The organism is Caproiciproducens galactitolivorans (assembly GCF_004768785.1).
Classification (GTDB): domain Bacteria; phylum Bacillota; class Clostridia; order Oscillospirales; family Acutalibacteraceae; genus Caproiciproducens; species Caproiciproducens galactitolivorans.
Genome location: NZ_SRMQ01000002.1, coordinates 22,080 through 37,751, shown reverse-complemented (window position 1 = coordinate 37,751; position 15,672 = coordinate 22,080). Strand labels below are relative to the sequence as shown.

The window sequence follows — 15,672 nt, the reverse complement described above, 5'->3', positions numbered from 1 at the left end:
GCGGATACCGCCTGTAGTCACGTTCCATATTTTCCGAAAGCTCCTCCATATCCCTATCCGTTTTCCTGCACCTCCTTCACCAGCGTGCGCGCCGCCGCAACCAGCGTCATGGAGCTGCACAGCGTATTTCCAGCCCCGCCTGAGGCGGCGATGTCCTTCCACCGGCATCCGGAGTAAACCGTCCGCACACCGTTCCCAACCGCGATCAAATTGAAATTGCTAAGGCCGCACAGGTCCATCCCGCCGATGGACCGCACATTTTCCACCGTCAGCTCGTAGGTAATCCTTCCCTGTACGGTATCCACCGGTTCCTGCTCTCCCCAAGCGGAAACGGTCCGGCTCTGCTGTATGCATTTTACGGTGTAGCGGTCAGCGACCGCCGCCCGCTTGCCGTCGGCTTCCAGGCAAACCTCCCTGTCCGCGTCCGGCGCGAGCATTTTTAAGACCGCCCAAACGTACAGTTCTTCCCCGCCCATCATGGCAACGTCTGCGCGCTTGACCACGTAATTGCGCACGGCGCCCTGAATCTCATCGCCGATGCAGAGCTTGTGCCCCGCCGGCCCGGTGTAAAGATAATGCAGGTCGTCGTAATAATCCGTGGGAAGGTTCAGGCTGGCATTGCTTTTATACTGCAATGGCCTGAGAACCGCATTGACGGGATTTCCCCGGATACTGACCGCTTCCCCGTATTTCCGAAACATACCTTCCAGAATCTCTCGCCTTGTCATTTCCCTATCCTCTCAAACAGGAACCCTTCGTCCTTCAAGTACGGTGCGGCCGCCGCCGCAGATTCCAGCCATGCCCGCCGCGCTGTTTCCACGTTGCACATCCTTTTCGTCACCTTCACATCGCCTGCGGAAAAACTTTCCTCCCCGGCGCAGGCGTTTGCAAGCGCCCAGCGGTACAGGGCAAGGGAGGCTGCCGCAGCACAGAGAATCCCCTGTGCCGCGGCGCTGCCGTCCTTGACGCGCCGGCTGATCTGCGCCATCGCATCTTCACAGAACGGCCTGTATTTCGCAGCCTCCTTTTCGTCTAAATCCGCCATCAGGGCGAAGCGTTTCATCACATTTTCAATATCCAACTGTGTCACCCTTACGCCTTGTAATTCAGCACCTTCACCGCGCCGTTGAAGATTTTTGTGAAGCCTGCAATCGTGCTGATGCATGCGCGCTCAAGCTGGCGGTCGATCAGCTTGTCGTAATCCGTCTGCACGCCGCCCGCCTGCACCATTTCCAGGGCACAGGTTTTGTCCAGGCCGATAATCTGCTTATCCTCTAAATTCGGCATATGCAGAAGGTTCGCGCCGAGCGGCGTCGCCAGCTTTCCGGTTCCCTGGAAATTCAGCCCCGCGTTCGCGTCCTTGAATTCCGTGATGGAAAGGATATCCTTCGTCGTCGCGGTGGAAGCAAGCACCGTGTTCAACTGATACGGCGCAAGTTCGCCCCAAAGGTTTACCATGTCGCCGTAGGCAGGCTTGCCCGAAGCCGTTTCGATTGCTCCGGCGGGGGATTTTCCGTCGTCGCCGTACAGAAGCACATCCACCGCGTCGCCGAGCTGCGCCCTTGCGATATACGCGCCGATCTGGCGCAGGGTAACCGTAAACAGGTCGAGCTTCTGAAAGCGGAGCGCCTCGTAGCTTGCGACGAGCATTCTCCCGCGCTTGTGGAGTTTCACCAGATGATCCTGCGTCTTTATAACAGTCTGCGGAATCGCCGCACCCTCGGCGACGGGTTTTAGGGTCTTCTCCTCCGTTCCGGGATTGGAAGTAATCGTGCGGTAATCCATGGAGTTGATATTCGTTGTGGTTGCAACAAGATTCGGCAAAAGGTTCGCCATTTCCATGCCTTGGCGCACCGCGCGGTTCACATATTCCGGGAACAGCGCGGCGGAGTCCGCCGTCTGGAAGAATTTTTCAATGCGATCGCTTTCCACGCCGCCCACGCGGATCGAAAAACGCTTCAGCTGCCTTTGGTACGCGTCAAGCTCTTCCAGATTGCTACCCACGTAGTTTTCAGACGGGTCAAGGCTTTCCAGAACATCCGTAAAACTCTTGCCCGGAACGCCGTACATTCCCTTTTCCAATTTGATGGATTCATAAAACGCCATTATTCATTTCCTCCCGTTTTTAAAGAATGATTCCGCAGGTCTGCGCTGTGGTGTCCACATCCGTGACAAGAAGGCTTCTCCCTGTGCTGTCAACTTGTACCTTTCCGCCACCCGCTGCGCTCAGGGTCTGGTAACCCACCGCCGGAGCCGTTCCCGCATAGGGCAGAACGACGTACCCACGCAGCTGGACCGCCGCGTACCCGCCACGCACGGAAACCGCCACACCGCAAAAGCCCTCCTTTGCCGCACAGCCGCCCACCACGCCGTTTCCGGTCATTTTTACGGGCATCCCGACCGTTACGCCGGAACCCGCTTCAAAGGTTGCCGCTGCTTCACCGAAGCCGTTGAGTGAAATTTTCATATGTACTCCTCCTCAATCGTTTATATTTTAAATTCAGCGTTGCCGCCGGATTCCTTTTTCTGCGTACCGGCAAGCTGGGGCGTCAGGGGCAAAAGCTGTTCCGCCCTTTTCCGGTACGCGCTTTCAAAGCATTTCAAATCCTCGGCGCTCATCCCTGCCGCGACGCGCCTCAGCATTTCCGCCGACAGTTCCGGCTGGGAAAGGCCCGCGAATTTTACAAAGCTCTTTTCCAGCTCCATGCGGTACTGCCTTCCGCACTCCGCTTCGCCTTTCAGCCTTTCCACCTGCTTCAAAAGCGCCCGGGCCTGCCCGCCGGTCAGCGTGATTCCGCCGTCCGACGAAGCGATCGCTTTCAGGACGGCCTCCGCATTCTCTTCCCCGGCGGCAAAGCTTTTGATCACGCCCGCTTCCCGCTGTGCCGGAACCGCAACAAAGGACCATTCGTAAGCGTCCGTCGGCTCGTCCAGCACCGCGCAGCAGATCTGTCCGCCGTACATCTTTCCCTTCTTGTGCGCGCAGCCGCCCCTCTTTAAATCCGCACCGCAAATGCTGCAGGTTACCTTTCCCACCGCGCAGCCCACGCTGACCTCTTTTTTAATCCCGCTTTCCAATTCCAGAATCAGGTCGGCGTTCTTGCCGCACCGCGGCAGGTACGCCTGCGCCACCAGGCGGCAGTAAGGTTCGCCCGCCTTTGTCCGGCGCGTTTCATCCTGCTCCACCGCGCAGTCGTAAATGCGCGCCGTCTGGTTCTGCGTCTTCATGCTGTGGTTAAAAATGCCAGTTCTGCCTAAAAACAGCGGAGCGAGCTGCTTCAGCGCGCCAATGGAAAACCGCTCGTTGTCGCGGTCTATCTCGTTGTCGCACAGTACGACCGAAAAGGTGTAAACCTCGTCCGGGCCGAACTCCCGGCGCGTATAGCGGTTGATTTTCGAAAGGGCGTCCGCATCCGCTTTCCTGCTTTTCAGTACAAATCCCTCTTTCAAGTCATTCTTCCTTTCCTTCGGTTTTGAGGGCGGCTTCAATCTGCGCCGCCTTTGCGTTCATATACCTTGCGTTTGCCGTTTCCACCTGATCCTGCAAAGTGATATTGTCCCACTTGATTTCAAACTCCGGGTCATATCCGTTCAGGCGAAGCCACAGCCGGCAGATTTTATGGATGATCGGGTTCAGCTCGCGCCGGTACGCCTGCAGCTCGCTGGTCAGGATATCCGCCTGCTGGCTGGACATCCGCTCCGTTGACGACCACGAGAATCCCAGTAAAAACGGCGGAAGCCCAAGCTTTGCTACAATCTGCTCCAGCATTTCGCGGACGGGGACTTCACTATCCAGAATCTGGTTGTCCGCGCCGATCGCTTTAATGCTCACGTCGCCCACGGCGATAAAATCGCTCACGCTGTCCTTGCGCATCGCCCGGCTCCACTCACCGGCAATCTGCTGCGCGCGTTCCCTGGCAAAAGCGCGGTCGGCGGTGTCGCCGGCGGGCTTATAGGTAACGGCAAAACGGACGTTGCCCAGCCTCTCCCAGTTTATGCCAATGGTATTGTAAATCTGGAGCAGAATCCCGCTGACAAACGGCAGCCCGCGCAAAAGCGAAACACCCTTCGCGCTGCCCGGTTCCGGATTCAGCGCGGAACAAAACACCAGCTCCGGATAGCTTACCGGCTTGCTCCCACCGTTTTCCCGGCGGTAAACCTCCAGCTTTAAAGGCGACACAGCCCTCAGCTCCACATCGTCCAGCGAGGCGTTGTACAGCGCGACGATCCCGCCGTTTCCAACAACGATTTCGCCCACCGCATTGCCATAGGTTAAAAGCTGCGATAAATATCCGTTCAAAAAGCTCTGCACGCCTGCGTGCGTCGAATTCACCGGGACATTCCTTAAAAATTCATTTAAGGCGCCCTGTGCGTCCCGATTTTCACACTCTACTGCAAAAGTGCCAATCAGCCGAATGATTTTCCCAATCGCGGCGTCAATAATCGGAACAGCCTCGCGCAGCGCGGCGTAAAGCCGGTTTTCCCCCGATTGAAGCGGAACATAGCGGCTCAGTGCGGCAAACGGATAAGCGTTGGCCACCGTCTGCACCGCCTGCGCCACCGGCAGGGGCCTGTGTTTCTTTCGTATCATGGTTCTCCTTTCCCGCGCGGGGCGGCAACGGCAAAGAAAGCGTCCTCCCGTAACAGGAGCGTCGTTACAAAATACCGGATGTCGTCCATCGCGTGATCGTTTTCTTTTACCGGGGCGTCCCGGTTTTTGTCGTCGTTCCAGCGGTACAGGCCAAATTCCCGCACCGCGTCCGTACAGTTTCGGCAGATTTTGATGTCACCCTGCTTGAGCGCAACGCTGACCCTCCGAATTCCGTACAGCACATCGTTGTGCGCGGGCACCACATGGTATTTCCCATGCCGACGGATGACCTCCATAAAGCTCGCCGCGGAAGGGTCGACCGTCACGCTTTCAATTTCCCGCCCACCGCAAAGCTGCTCCAACCCCGCGTAATGCTCCTCATCGGTGCGCTGAATACCTGCGCTGCGCGAATCAAAATAGTATTCGTCCACCCGGTACCATACGCCGTCCTTCTCCCCCCAAAGCCCAATGGAGCATGGGTTTACCGTCCCGTAGTCGCAGGAAACGCGAAAGCGCCCGCAGCCATGCGGCGCATCGCAGAACATGGAATCCGTCATAAACGGGTACACTAAGCCTTGTGCGGCCACCCACCGTCCCAGCACAAACCGTTCGTAAAACGTTCCGGCGTACAGCCCACGGTAGCGCGCCCGGATTTCGGGGCTGAGCGATGGATTGTCCTCCATGGTGAAGTGCAGGTACAAAGCGTTTTTCTGCTCCGTTTTCAAAATCCATTCGCGGTAAAACCAATGCTGCGGATTTTCCGGGTTGCAGTTGAACCAGAATTTGGAGCCCTCCACCGAACAGCGGGCCAGCGCCTGCTCCACAAACGAGCGCGGCATCAGCGCCACCTCGTCGAATAGCACCCCCGAAAGGGTCATTCCCTGAATAAGCGCCGGGGAACCTTCGTCCTTTCCACCGAACAAGTAAAACCGGTTTTCATTCTTTCCAAGGGAAATATCCATGCGGTTTTCCGCCGCCGCCATCCGGCAGCGGAACCCGGCGTCCTGCAAGGCCGGCAGCAAAGTGGTAATCAGGTTCCGTTTCAGCGAGCGTATGGTCTTTCCGCAAAAGGCAAACGATCGGTTCTGAAAACAGCACAGCGCCCACGCCACAAACGAGATTCCAAGGCAGAGCGTTTTGCCGCTTCGCACCGCGCCGTCGCAGATGACCGCGTCCCGGTTTGCGTACGGGCTGCCCGGGCACCACCACGAAAGCGCCTGCAACTGCTTTTCAGAAAATTTCTTAATTCCCATTTCCTTTTTCTTTAAGCGAACGCGCGCACTCCTGCAGCGCACGGTACAGCGGCATGGAATCGCTGTTTGTTTCGCTCATCCCCTCCAGACTTTCCAGCGCCTTAATGCGGTCGAAAAACTTAATTTCCATTCCGCCGCCCCGCGGGCGTTTAATTTCTGCAATATTGAACAAATCCATTTTGTCGAGCGCCGCCAAATCCGGCTCGTCGGTAAAAAGCAGCCGCACCGCGTCAGCGATTCCCCCATAAGCCAGCCTTTCGTAGCCTTTTTTCACGCGCCTACGGATTCTTTCCCCTGTTTCCGAATTCCTGTCCAATCTTTCGCCTCCTTTCAACACACCCGTATTTACCGCCCGAAATTTCCCTGTAGAGGGAAAAAAGAAAAATTTTTATCAAGGATTGACAAGTGGGTATAATGATGATACTGTATATATACGATATATACAGTTCGTGTTGATGCCTGCGAGGTGATGAATTGGATATCATTATCAGCAATTCCAGCGGAAGACCGATTTATGAACAGATAACCGAACAGATTAAAAGCCATATAATCACCGGTTATCTGAATGAAGGGGACGCGCTGCCCTCCATGCGGCTCCTGGCAAAGGAGCTTCATATCAGCGTGATCACCACGAAACGCGCCTATGAAGATCTGGAGCGCGACGGATTTATCGAAACCGTCGCGGGCAAGGGAAGCTTTGTCGCGCGGAAAAATATGGCGCTTATCCGCGAGGAACAGTTAAAAAAAGCGGAAAGCTTTCTGCAAAGCGCGGTGGACACGGCAAAATCGTGCGGAATTTCGCTTTCCGAGCTTACCGAAATGCTTTCCCTTCTTTATAATGGCGAATAAATTAGCGTGCCGGAGGAATATTTATGGAAAATGTTATAGAGGTAAGGAATCTTTGCAAAAACTACCCGTCGTTTCAGCTCAAAAACGTCAGCTTTACCGTTCCAAGCGGCAGTATTGTCGGCTTTATCGGTGAGAACGGTGCGGGAAAAACAACCACTATTAAGCTGATTTTAAATGAAATCCGCCGGGACGCCGGTTCCGTTAAAATCTTCGGAATGGACAATATTCAGGACGAATGCAAAATTAAGGAGCAAATCGGCGTCGTCTTTGACGAAAGCTATTTTCACAGCGAATTTAAGGCTAGCGATATTGCAAAAATTTTAAAACGGATTTACAAAAGCTGGGATGATGCCCTGTACGACGACTACCTTCGCCGTTTCCGGATTTCCAAGGATAAAATAATAAAAGAATACTCCAAAGGGATGAAAATGAAGCTGAGCATTGCCAGCGCGCTCGCACACCACCCGCGCCTGCTGATCCTGGACGAAGCTACCAGCGGACTCGACCCGATTGTCCGTAGCGAAATTCTCGATATCTTCCTCGATTTCATTCAGGATGAATCCCATGCGATTCTGTTTTCCTCCCATATTACCGGCGACCTTGAAAAAGTCGCGGATTACATCACGTTTATCCACGAAGGGAACGTCGTGTTCGACCGCTCAAAGGACGACCTGATCTATCTTTGCGGAATTGTGAAATGCGGTGCGGCAGATTTTCAGAAGCTCGATAAAACGGAACTTGTCCGCTGGCACAAAAATGAATGCGGCTATGAAGCACTGGTCGAAAACCGCGATGAATTCAAGCGAAAGCATCCCAGGCTGGTCGTGGACGCGGCTGCCATCGACGAAATTATGCTTCTGTATGTAAAGGGGGAAAAAGCATGAGCGCATTGATTACAAAAGACCTGCTTACCATGAGAAAAATCGGAATAAAAATCGGATTTACCATCGTTCTTTACGTCCTCATCTTCTCATCCATGGGCAATAGTGCTTTTCTGTCCGCCATAATCATCATGTTTTCCGCTATGGTGCTTATGAACACCTTTGCCTATGACGAACTTGCAAAATGGGATATTTACCTTCTTTCCCTGCCGGTAACGAAAAAACAGATTGTACTAAGCAGGTATCTTCTCGGGTTTTTATTCATTGCCGTCGGATGCGCCGTATCCGCCCTGCTTGCCCTGCTTTCCAGCAAGATGGATTCGGAATTACCGGTGATTCTCTACTGTTTTTTTGCGCTTTCCCTTTGTGTTTTGGCTTTTATGATGCCTCTTCTCTATAAATTCGGCACACAGAAAGCCCGCCTATGGATCATTTTGTTTTGCTTTCTTCCCACCGCAGCAGCGACCATTCTGTCGGAACTCCATCTCAGCCTGCCCTCCTTCGGCCCCATTGACGATTCGACGTCGGAGCTTCTGTTGGCGCTCGTTCTGCCGGTTTCCCTGCTCCTGTATGCCGGGTCTTATTTTCTATCCTGCCGGATTTTTCAAAATAAAGAAATCTGATGTATAAACCGGAAAATAACAGGACATAATAAAAAGGAACGGCTTTCCGTTCCTTCTTCTTTTTTATTGTTTTCATCTTTTACTCCTCCCCTTTAAAACTCTCCTGTAAATGCTCCCTTTCGGAAATAGGCGGAAGGGAGCAGGGGAGCTTTTTATTGTTCCTACATAAACCTGGCCTTTCTGCAGAGTTGTTTTATTTCTGTAGATGATTTACGAAGAAGGAATTTCATGATACAATACAATTGTAAATATTTTACAATGTAAAAGGTGAAGGTTATGAGTGAATATGCCATTGTTACGGATTCCTCCTGCGACCTTCCTGCCGAATTAGCTGAGGAATTGGAGCTGACTGTACTTCCCCTTTCCTTTAACTTAATGGGCAGGGAATACCATAACTATCTGGACGAAAGAGAACTTCCTTTCAAAGAATTTTACCGTAGTATCCGCGAAGGGATGCTCTGCACCACCTCCGCTGTGAATATGGAAGCTTTCAAAAGCGCTATGGAACCCATACTTCAATCCGGCCGGGATGTGCTCTGCATCGCTTTTTCCAGCGGGCTGAGCAACACCTACAATGCCGCAAAGCTGGCGTGCGAAGAACTGACCCCGAAGTACCCCGAAAGAAAGGCCTACGCCGTGGATTCGCTCTGTGCGTCAATGGGCGAGGGCCTGCTTCTTTCTCTTGCCGTTGAGGAAAAACGGAAAGGCAAGAGCATCGACGAACTGCGCATTTGGCTGGAGGAAACGAAGCTTCGTGTCTGCCACTGGTTTACCGTTGAAAATTTGCACCACTTAAAACGCGGAGGCCGGATTTCCGGTCCAACCGCCTTAATTGGAACAATGCTGAACATTAAGCCTGTGCTCCATGTGGACGACGAAGGGCATCTGATCAACATGGGCAAAGCCCGGGGCCGCCGCGCATCGCTTCTGGCACTAGTGGACCATATGGAGCAAACCGCAGTCAATCCAGCGTCGCAGACGGTATTTATCAGCCACGGCGACGCAAAGGAGGATGCCGAATTTGTCGCCGAGGAAATCAAAGCCCGGCTCGGCGTAAAGAAATTCGTGATCAGCTATGTCGGGCCCGTTATCGGGGCGCACTCCGGCCCGGGGACGATCGCCCTGTTCTTCCTTGGTTCAAAACGATAAAATGCAGTGAAAAGAAATGCGGAACAAAATCTGCATTCTTTTTTTATTTAAAAAAACACGGAACGCCTCCTCTTTCAACAGGAAAGAGGAAACGTTCCCTTATTCCCAATGCCTTTCGGGCTTACAACATAAGAAAGCACCCCTTGCGGATGATTTTCTCATCGGCAAGGGGTGCTTTGCGTTTATAAGCTTTTCTGCTCTTTTGCGGCGGCTCTTTATTTCTGCTGGGTTTCCCCTTTATCTTCCAAAAGCTTCGTTTTCACTTCACGGGTCGCTCCATTTGTATTTTGGCCGCTTCCCATACGGAAAATCGTCAGCGTGACGGTATCGCCCGCCTTGTGCTTGTTCAGCACGGCGTATAAATCGTCCACGCTGGAAACCGTCTGACCGTCCACTTTCGTAATCACATCGCCGGGCACGACGCCTGATTTTGTCAAATCGCTCTCCGGGCTGATCTGGCGGATCATAACGCCGGTCGGATAACCGGAAAGCTCCGACTGAATCGCAGTAATGGTGGAGGCGGTTATGCCAAGGCGGCTCCGCCCGCTGACATATCCGCGCGCAATCAGATCGTCGATAATATTTTTCGCCCTGCTCACCGGAATGGCAAAGCCCATTCCTTCGTAGCCGGTCGCAACAATCTTGTTCGAGTTAATGCCAACAACCTGCCCGTACATATTCATCAGCGGACCGCCCGAGTTGCCGGGGTTGATGGCCGCGTCGGTCTGGATATATGTCATGCCGTTGTCGCTGTGGCTTTCAATCGTGCGGTTCAGCGCGGAAACATACCCGCCCGTCAGCGAGCTTGCGAATTCAATTCCGCCCGGATTGCCGATCGCGATTACCGGATCGCCGATTTCAAGCTGATCCGCGTTGCCAAACACCGCCGCGCTCAGATTATTCGCCTGGATGCGAAGTACCGCGATATCGGAAGTCTTGTCGTAGCCCACAACCTTGGCGTCATACTCCTTCTTGTTGTAAAGCACGACTTTTACTTTATAGGAACGGGAATTGTTTACCACATGGGCGTTTGTCAGGATATAGCCGTCCTTTGTTGCGATAATGCCGGTACCCTGAATGACGCCACCCTGGCTCCCCGCCGCCGCGGGGACTGTGGTTTCCACCCCTACCACGCTCTGCACCGTATTTTTGTAGACCGTCTTTGCGTCATACGGGTTGCCGCTTGGCTTAGGCTGAATCGTAATACCCGCCGCGTTGGCGGCGCCGCTGGGAATCTTTACGGGGCTCTGCGCCTGGCTGGAACCGGAAGCCGCGCTTGCGCTGTTGTTTTCTGCCGGCTGGGAAACGGTGCTGCCCTGCCAGCCGCCCTGCTGCTCAACGGCAATATGCACGCTGTAAATGCAGAAGCCCAGAACGAATCCACCGATGAGGATCCCGAGAAAGATCAGGAACACACGCATCCCGGTGTTTTTCCGTTTCGGCTGTTTGGGGCCACCGGGCTGACTCGGCTGCTGCAGATCCTGTGGGTTTTGCCGGGGCTGCTGCCCGTTGTTTTGCGGATATGTCCAGTACCGGTTTTGCGGATTGTACGGATTTTGCGGATTCTGCCCGTAGCCGCAATTCCCGTAACCCCCGCCCGGATTCGTATACTGTCCATAAGGATTGTAATACTGCCCGTAAGGGGAATAAGGATTCTGCGGGTTTTGGTACGGCGGCTGACCGCTGCCCGGCCACTCCTGCCGGGGGACAGAAGCATCCCCGCACCGGTTTTCGAAATCCGGTTTCGGCCCGTTCACCGCCTCCTTGTTTTCCGGAGGAACACCGTCCGTTTCCTTCGGCTCTACCGGCTGCGTATCCTCGTTTGCTTCCGGAGAATCCGACGGCCAGATATTCTTTTCGCCATTGTCGTTGTTATCGAAATGATCGCTCATAAAGCTATTCCTTTCTAAGTGAATTACTCTTTCGCCTGTTCCGCAGAACCGTCTTTCAGCTTAGGCGGCTCCTTGATTTTCGGAATCCAAAATTCAAACTGGCAGTATTCGTTCTGCACACTACTTACGGTAATCTCACCGCCGTGCAGCTTTACGATGGTTCTTACGATATAAAGGCCGAGACCCATTCCGTTCTTATCTTGGCTGCGGGATTTGTCGGTTTTGTAAAAGCGGTCAAAAATCAGCGAAAGCTCGTCGGGGGCAATTCCCGCCCCGCTGTTTTTAATAATCACGCTGGTCCGATCGGAAAGATCCTGGATGCGGATTTCAATATAGCCGCCTTCATTCGTAAACTTTACGGCGTTCTCAATTAAATTATATACAACTTGGTGGATCATATCCGGATCTCCGTCAACAAAAAGGCTTTCCGCGTCCTCAAGCCCCCGGATTTCCAGCTTTTTATCCTCAATCGCTTTTTCAAACGACAAAAAGGCAATCAAAATCGTATTTGTTAAATCGAACCGCGCTGGGTGCAACTTCAGCTCCCCGCTGTCAATCCTCGAAAGGGCCAGCATGGTGCGGACCAGGCGGGAAAGGCGTTTCACTTCTTGCGAAACAACCGTCAGGTAATACTTCTGTTTTTCCGGCGGAATGGTTCCGTCCAAAATGCCGTCGATAAATCCGGCGATCGTCGTCATCGGCGTTTTCAACTCGTGCGAAACATTCGCCACAAAATTGCGGCTCGCGTTTTCTCCGGAGGCCAGCGACCTTGCCATGTTGTTGAACGCCATCGCAAGCTGGCCGATCTCATCCTCACTCGTAACCGGCACGCGTACGGAAAAATCCCCTTTCCCGAACGAGTGGGCCGCTGCCGCCATGTTCCGCAACGGGCGCACCAATTTGTAGGAAAAGAGCCAAACCGCACAGAACGAAATGATGAACGCCGCAATCGCGGCCAACAGGAAAACGCGCATAATCTCGCCGAGAAAAATGTTAAAAGAGCGCACATTGTAAGCGGTGAACACCGCGCCGATTACGGTTTTGCTCCCGTCCACATTCATAACGGTAATCGGAACGCCTACAACATAATAGGGCTGGCTGTAAATCCCGCCCATGGTTCCCTGCGCGGTGTACCCCCCTGCAACGACCTTTTGAATAATGTCCTGGCTGACCTGCTTGGTTTCGTTTACCGCGCTCCCGCTGTCATAGGAAGCGATTTCAATCTGTCCGGACAGCCGCGTTACAAAAATGTCCGCGTCAATGTTTTCGGAAAACGCCGCGATAAATATCTTCATGCGCTTCCCGTCAATGGAATAGAAATTATCCTGTACGGAAGTAACGCTGTTTGCGGCGATCGTTGCCACGCTTTCCGCGTTTTTGCGGAGCAATGCGCATTTTTCCGAGCGCCAGTAATTGGAAACGAAGATCAGCATAACAAAGCTTAAAAACAAAAAGCTGATCACAACAATCAGGGAAGTAATCCGTAAATATTTTTTAAAAAGCGTTTTTCGCATTTTTTATTCCTTAACTTCAAACTTATAGCCAACGCCCCAAACGGTTTTCAAAGCCCATTTGTCGGAAACTCCCTCAAGCTTTTCCCTCAGCCGTTTCACGTGGACGTCGACCGTACGGCTATCGCCATAATAATCAAAGCCCCAAACCTCGTCCAGAAGCTGGTCGCGTGTGAAAACGCGGTTCGGATTGCTTGCCAGATGGTATATCAGTTCCATTTCCTTCGGCGGGGTGTCAATCTGCACGCCGTTGACGCGCAGCTCATAGTTCGTCAAATTGATGGAAAGCTTATCGTACTTCACTTCTTTAACGGTTTCATCGCCGTTTTTGCCCAACCTGCGAAGAACCGCCTTAATCCGCGCCACTACTTCCTTCGCTTCAAACGGTTTCACCACATAGTCGTCCGCGCCCAGCTCAAGGCCCAGCACTTTATCGAAAACTTCGCCCTTTGCTGTCAACATGATAATCGGGCACTGTGATTTCTTGCGGATCTCGCGGCAGACCTGCCAGCCGTCCAGTTCGGGCAGCATGATGTCAAGCATAATCAGATCCGGTTCTTCCGTTTCGAAAGCCTCCAACGCCTTGCGACCATCGTTGGCAATGACAACCTGGTAACCTTCTTTTTCAATGTAGAGACGTAAAAGCTCGCATATATTCTGGTCGTCGTCAACCACTAATATTTTTCCAACCGGCATTTTTATCCTCCTTCATACCCCCGTGGTAAATTTCTGACAATTCTCCTATTCTGATTATACGGGAATTCGCCGAAAAAGTCATGAATTTTTTATAAAAGTTTTTGAAGATTGTGTGAATGCCGGAAAATACAGCCCAATACTTCCTAGGGTTTGCAGGACTGTTCCAAAAATGCACTACCGTTTTTCTTCTGCCTTCCGAAACGTCCATGCTAACAAAAATCCGGGCGCTGGTGCATGACCCCGCGTCCGGATTTTTCAGGGCGCCGAAGCGCCCTTTAACCGCTGTGCAAAACGGCATTGGCTTATTTCGAAATACTGTTCAAAAGCCCTCCCTTTTCGATAATATTCTGAATAAACGGCGGGAAAGGCTGTGCCTTATAGCTTTTTCCGTTCGTCCGGTTTTGAATCACGCCGTTGTCAAAATCAATTTCCACCTCGTCGCCGTTCTGAATATCCCGCGCTGCCTCGGGGCATTCCAGAATCGGCAGGCCGATATTGATTGCGTTACGGTAAAAAATGCGGGCGAATGTTTCGGCAATCACGCAGGAAATACCGCTCGCCTGAATCGCAATCGGGGCGTGCTCGCGCGAGGAGCCGCAACCGAAATTCTTCGCGGCCACGATGATATCGCCCTTCTTCACCTTCTTGACAAAATCTGCGTCGATGTCCTCCATGCAGTGTGCGGCCAGCTCCGCGTGGGAAGCCGTATTCAAATATCTTGCGGGGATAATCACATCCGTATCGACGTTGTCCCCGTATTTGTGTACAAATCCATGCGCTTTCATTTCTGCACCCCCTCTGTCAGTTGTTCCGGATCGGTAATATAGCCGGTTACGGCGCTTGCCGCCGCCACAGCCGGGCTTGCCAGATAGACTTCCGATTCAATATGCCCCATGCGTCCGACAAAATTGCGGTTTGTTGTGGAAATTGCGCGCTCCCCCTTGCCGAGGATGCCCATATGCCCGCCAAGACAAGGTCCGCAGGTCGGCGTGCTGAACACCGCCCCGGCTTCGACGAAGATTTCCGCCAGCCCTTCGCGCAGCGCCTGCAGATAAATCGCCTGTGTGCCCGGCAGAATGATGCAGCGCACATCCTTCGCAACCTTCCTGTCCTTGAGAATCGCCGCCGCCGCTCGCAGATCCTCCATCCGTCCGTTCGTGCAGGAACCGATCACGCTCTGGTCGATTTTGATTTTTCCGACTTCATCAATGGTTTTTGTATTTTCGGGAAGATGCGGGAACGCAACGGTCGGACGGATTTTTCCAAGGTCAATCTCCACGGTTTCGTCGTAAACCGCGTCCTCATCTGCCGCGTAAACAACCGGCTCATGCTGGAAGCGGCCCTTCCCGTAATCCAGCGTAACCTCGTCCACGGGGAAGATCCCGTTTTTCGCGCCGGCCTCAATCGCCATGTTTGCAATGCAAAGGCGGTCGTCCATGGAAAGGTATTTCACGCCGCTGCCGGTGAATTCCAGCGAACGGTACAGCGCGCCGTCCACGCCGATTCTCCCGATGAGGTGCAGAATCACGTCTTTGCCGCTCACCCATTTCGTGGGTTTGTTTTTCAGCACAATCCGAATCGCGGAAGGCACCTTAAACCACGCTTTGCCGGTAATCATCCCGGCGGCCATGTCGGTGGAACCCACGCCTGTAGAAAACGCGCCGAGTGCGCCGTAGGTGCAGGTGTGCGAATCCGCGCCGATTACGCAGTCCCCCGGAACAACCAGCCCTTTTTCCGGCAGAAGCGCATGCTCAATGCCCATCTGCCCCACATCAAAGAAATTCGTAATCTGATACTGATTTGCGAAGTTCCGTACCTGGCGGCACTGTTCCGCGGCCTTAATATCTTTGTTCGGTGTAAAATGATCCAGAACCAGCGCAATTTTATCCTTATGAAAAACGGAGGAAGCCCCGCATTTTTCAAATTCATTGATCGCCACCGGCGAGGTAATGTCATTTCCCAGAACCAAATCAAGTTCCGCCTCGATCAGCTGCCCCGCGCTTACGCTTTCCAGCCCGGCGTGCGCGGCGAGGATTTTCTGCGTCATCGTCATTCCCATAGTGGGTACCTCCCTTAATTTCGATTTGTCTTATTATTGCATAAATCTTGCGCAAAGAATGTATCATATGTTACAATTACAAAAAACAACAGAATCCATCACAACCGGGGCTATGAAAAGGAACATGGTTCCCATTCCTTGAGGAAAAAAGTCCACAGGCAGATCCGC

At 53.0% G+C, this 15,672-nt stretch carries 17 protein-coding genes; 4 read left to right on the top strand and 13 right to left on the bottom strand.

Annotation, left to right across the window (positions count from 1 at the left end):
• Positions 1-53: 53 nt before the first annotated feature.
• From CAGA_RS02745 to CAGA_RS02710, 8 genes are read right to left on the bottom strand one after another with little or no spacing between them, the layout of a single operon-like run.
• Positions 54-728, bottom strand: coding sequence for a hypothetical protein (locus CAGA_RS02745; RefSeq protein WP_135657493.1), 675 nt, complete (start codon positions 726-728; stop codon positions 54-56).
• Complete coding sequence (locus CAGA_RS02740) at positions 725-1,081, bottom strand: hypothetical protein (protein WP_135657491.1); 357 nt, start codon at positions 1,079-1,081, stop codon at positions 725-727. Before CAGA_RS02740 ends, CAGA_RS02745 begins: the two co-directional genes overlap by 4 nt.
• 11 nt (positions 1,082-1,092) lie before the next feature.
• Positions 1,093-2,106: a phage major capsid protein gene (locus tag CAGA_RS02735; protein ID WP_135657489.1), complete on the bottom strand. Its 1,014-nt coding sequence runs from the start codon at positions 2,104-2,106 to the stop codon at positions 1,093-1,095.
• 19 nt (positions 2,107-2,125) lie between these two features.
• Entirely contained in the window at positions 2,126-2,467 is a 342-nt protein-coding gene (locus CAGA_RS02730) for a hypothetical protein (RefSeq protein ID WP_135657487.1), read from the bottom strand.
• A 20-nt stretch (positions 2,468-2,487) separates the two neighbouring features.
• Positions 2,488-3,450: a hypothetical protein gene (locus tag CAGA_RS02725; RefSeq protein ID WP_135658203.1), complete on the bottom strand. Its 963-nt coding sequence runs from the start codon at positions 3,448-3,450 to the stop codon at positions 2,488-2,490.
• Position 3,451: 1 nt separating this feature from the next.
• Entirely contained in the window at positions 3,452-4,591 is a 1,140-nt protein-coding gene (locus CAGA_RS02720; RefSeq protein ID WP_135657485.1) for a phage portal protein, read from the bottom strand.
• Positions 4,588-5,844: a PBSX family phage terminase large subunit gene (locus CAGA_RS02715; RefSeq protein WP_135657483.1), complete on the bottom strand. Its 1,257-nt coding sequence runs from the start codon at positions 5,842-5,844 to the stop codon at positions 4,588-4,590. Before CAGA_RS02715 ends, CAGA_RS02720 begins: the two co-directional genes overlap by 4 nt.
• Complete coding sequence (locus CAGA_RS02710; RefSeq protein WP_135657481.1) at positions 5,834-6,160, bottom strand: hypothetical protein; 327 nt, start codon at positions 6,158-6,160, stop codon at positions 5,834-5,836. The genes CAGA_RS02715 and CAGA_RS02710 overlap by 11 nt, the downstream gene beginning before the upstream one ends.
• 158 nt (positions 6,161-6,318) lie before the next feature.
• Here CAGA_RS02710 and CAGA_RS02705 point away from each other — a divergent pair, with 158 nt between their 5' ends.
• The 4 genes from CAGA_RS02705 (at position 6,319) to CAGA_RS02690 (ending at position 9,346) form a co-directional block, all read left to right on the top strand.
• Entirely contained in the window at positions 6,319-6,693 is a 375-nt protein-coding gene (locus CAGA_RS02705) for a GntR family transcriptional regulator (RefSeq protein ID WP_135657479.1), read from the top strand.
• A gap of 23 nt (positions 6,694-6,716) precedes the next feature.
• A complete protein-coding gene (locus CAGA_RS02700) occupies positions 6,717-7,577 on the top strand; it encodes an ABC transporter ATP-binding protein (protein ID WP_135657477.1) in 861 nt (286 codons plus the stop codon).
• Positions 7,574-8,197 (top strand): ABC-2 transporter permease, encoded by a 624-nt coding sequence (locus CAGA_RS02695; RefSeq protein WP_135657475.1) that lies wholly within the window; start codon positions 7,574-7,576, stop codon positions 8,195-8,197. Before CAGA_RS02700 ends, CAGA_RS02695 begins: the two co-directional genes overlap by 4 nt.
• Positions 8,198-8,473: 276 nt before the next feature.
• Positions 8,474-9,346 (top strand): DegV family protein, encoded by an 873-nt coding sequence (locus CAGA_RS02690; protein WP_135657473.1) that lies wholly within the window; start codon positions 8,474-8,476, stop codon positions 9,344-9,346.
• Between the two features lie 215 nt (positions 9,347-9,561).
• Here CAGA_RS02690 and CAGA_RS02685 read toward each other — a convergent pair whose 3' ends face one another.
• The 5 genes from CAGA_RS02685 to leuC all read right to left on the bottom strand — a co-directional run bounded on the left by CAGA_RS02685 (position 9,562) and on the right by leuC (position 15,504).
• The gene (locus tag CAGA_RS02685; RefSeq protein ID WP_135657470.1) at positions 9,562-11,238 is read right to left on the bottom strand and encodes a S1C family serine protease; all 1,677 of its coding nucleotides are present in this window, start codon (positions 11,236-11,238) and stop codon (positions 9,562-9,564) included.
• A gap of 23 nt (positions 11,239-11,261) precedes the next feature.
• The gene (locus CAGA_RS02680) at positions 11,262-12,752 is read right to left on the bottom strand and encodes a sensor histidine kinase (RefSeq protein WP_135657468.1); all 1,491 of its coding nucleotides are present in this window, start codon (positions 12,750-12,752) and stop codon (positions 11,262-11,264) included.
• A gap of 3 nt (positions 12,753-12,755) precedes the next feature.
• Positions 12,756-13,445, bottom strand: coding sequence for a response regulator transcription factor (locus CAGA_RS02675; RefSeq protein WP_135657466.1), 690 nt, complete (start codon positions 13,443-13,445; stop codon positions 12,756-12,758).
• A 302-nt stretch (positions 13,446-13,747) separates the two neighbouring features.
• Positions 13,748-14,230, bottom strand: a complete 483-nt coding sequence (gene leuD, locus CAGA_RS02670; RefSeq protein WP_135657464.1) for a 3-isopropylmalate dehydratase small subunit — start codon at positions 14,228-14,230, stop codon at positions 13,748-13,750.
• Complete coding sequence (gene leuC, locus CAGA_RS02665; protein ID WP_135657462.1) at positions 14,227-15,504, bottom strand: 3-isopropylmalate dehydratase large subunit; 1,278 nt, start codon at positions 15,502-15,504, stop codon at positions 14,227-14,229. The genes leuD and leuC overlap by 4 nt, the downstream gene beginning before the upstream one ends.
• Positions 15,505-15,672 lie beyond the last annotated feature (168 nt).

What these genes read in the sequence shown, in the direction of transcription:
- CAGA_RS02745 (WP_135657493.1), bottom strand. Translation starts at nt 728, where the DNA reads ATGACAAGGCGAGAGATTCTGGAAGGTATGTTTCGGAAATACGGGGAA.
- CAGA_RS02735 (WP_135657489.1), bottom strand. Translation starts at nt 2,106, where the DNA reads ATGGCGTTTTATGAATCCATCAAATTGGAAAAGGGAATGTACGGCGTT.
- CAGA_RS02730 (WP_135657487.1), bottom strand. Translation starts at nt 2,467, where the DNA reads ATGAAAATTTCACTCAACGGCTTCGGTGAAGCAGCGGCAACCTTTGAA.
- CAGA_RS02720 (WP_135657485.1), bottom strand. Translation starts at nt 4,591, where the DNA reads ATGATACGAAAGAAACACAGGCCCCTGCCGGTGGCGCAGGCGGTGCAG.
- CAGA_RS02715 (WP_135657483.1), bottom strand. Translation starts at nt 5,844, where the DNA reads ATGGGAATTAAGAAATTTTCTGAAAAGCAGTTGCAGGCGCTTTCGTGG.
- CAGA_RS02700 (WP_135657477.1), top strand. Translation starts at nt 6,717, where the DNA reads ATGGAAAATGTTATAGAGGTAAGGAATCTTTGCAAAAACTACCCGTCG.
- CAGA_RS02695 (WP_135657475.1), top strand. Translation starts at nt 7,574, where the DNA reads ATGAGCGCATTGATTACAAAAGACCTGCTTACCATGAGAAAAATCGGA.
- CAGA_RS02690 (WP_135657473.1), top strand. Translation starts at nt 8,474, where the DNA reads ATGAGTGAATATGCCATTGTTACGGATTCCTCCTGCGACCTTCCTGCC.
- CAGA_RS02685 (WP_135657470.1), bottom strand. Translation starts at nt 11,238, where the DNA reads ATGAGCGATCATTTCGATAACAACGACAATGGCGAAAAGAATATCTGG.
- CAGA_RS02680 (WP_135657468.1), bottom strand. Translation starts at nt 12,752, where the DNA reads ATGCGAAAAACGCTTTTTAAAAAATATTTACGGATTACTTCCCTGATT.
- CAGA_RS02675 (WP_135657466.1), bottom strand. Translation starts at nt 13,445, where the DNA reads ATGCCGGTTGGAAAAATATTAGTGGTTGACGACGACCAGAATATATGC.
- leuD (WP_135657464.1), bottom strand. Translation starts at nt 14,230, where the DNA reads ATGAAAGCGCATGGATTTGTACACAAATACGGGGACAACGTCGATACG.
- leuC (WP_135657462.1), bottom strand. Translation starts at nt 15,504, where the DNA reads ATGGGAATGACGATGACGCAGAAAATCCTCGCCGCGCACGCCGGGCTG.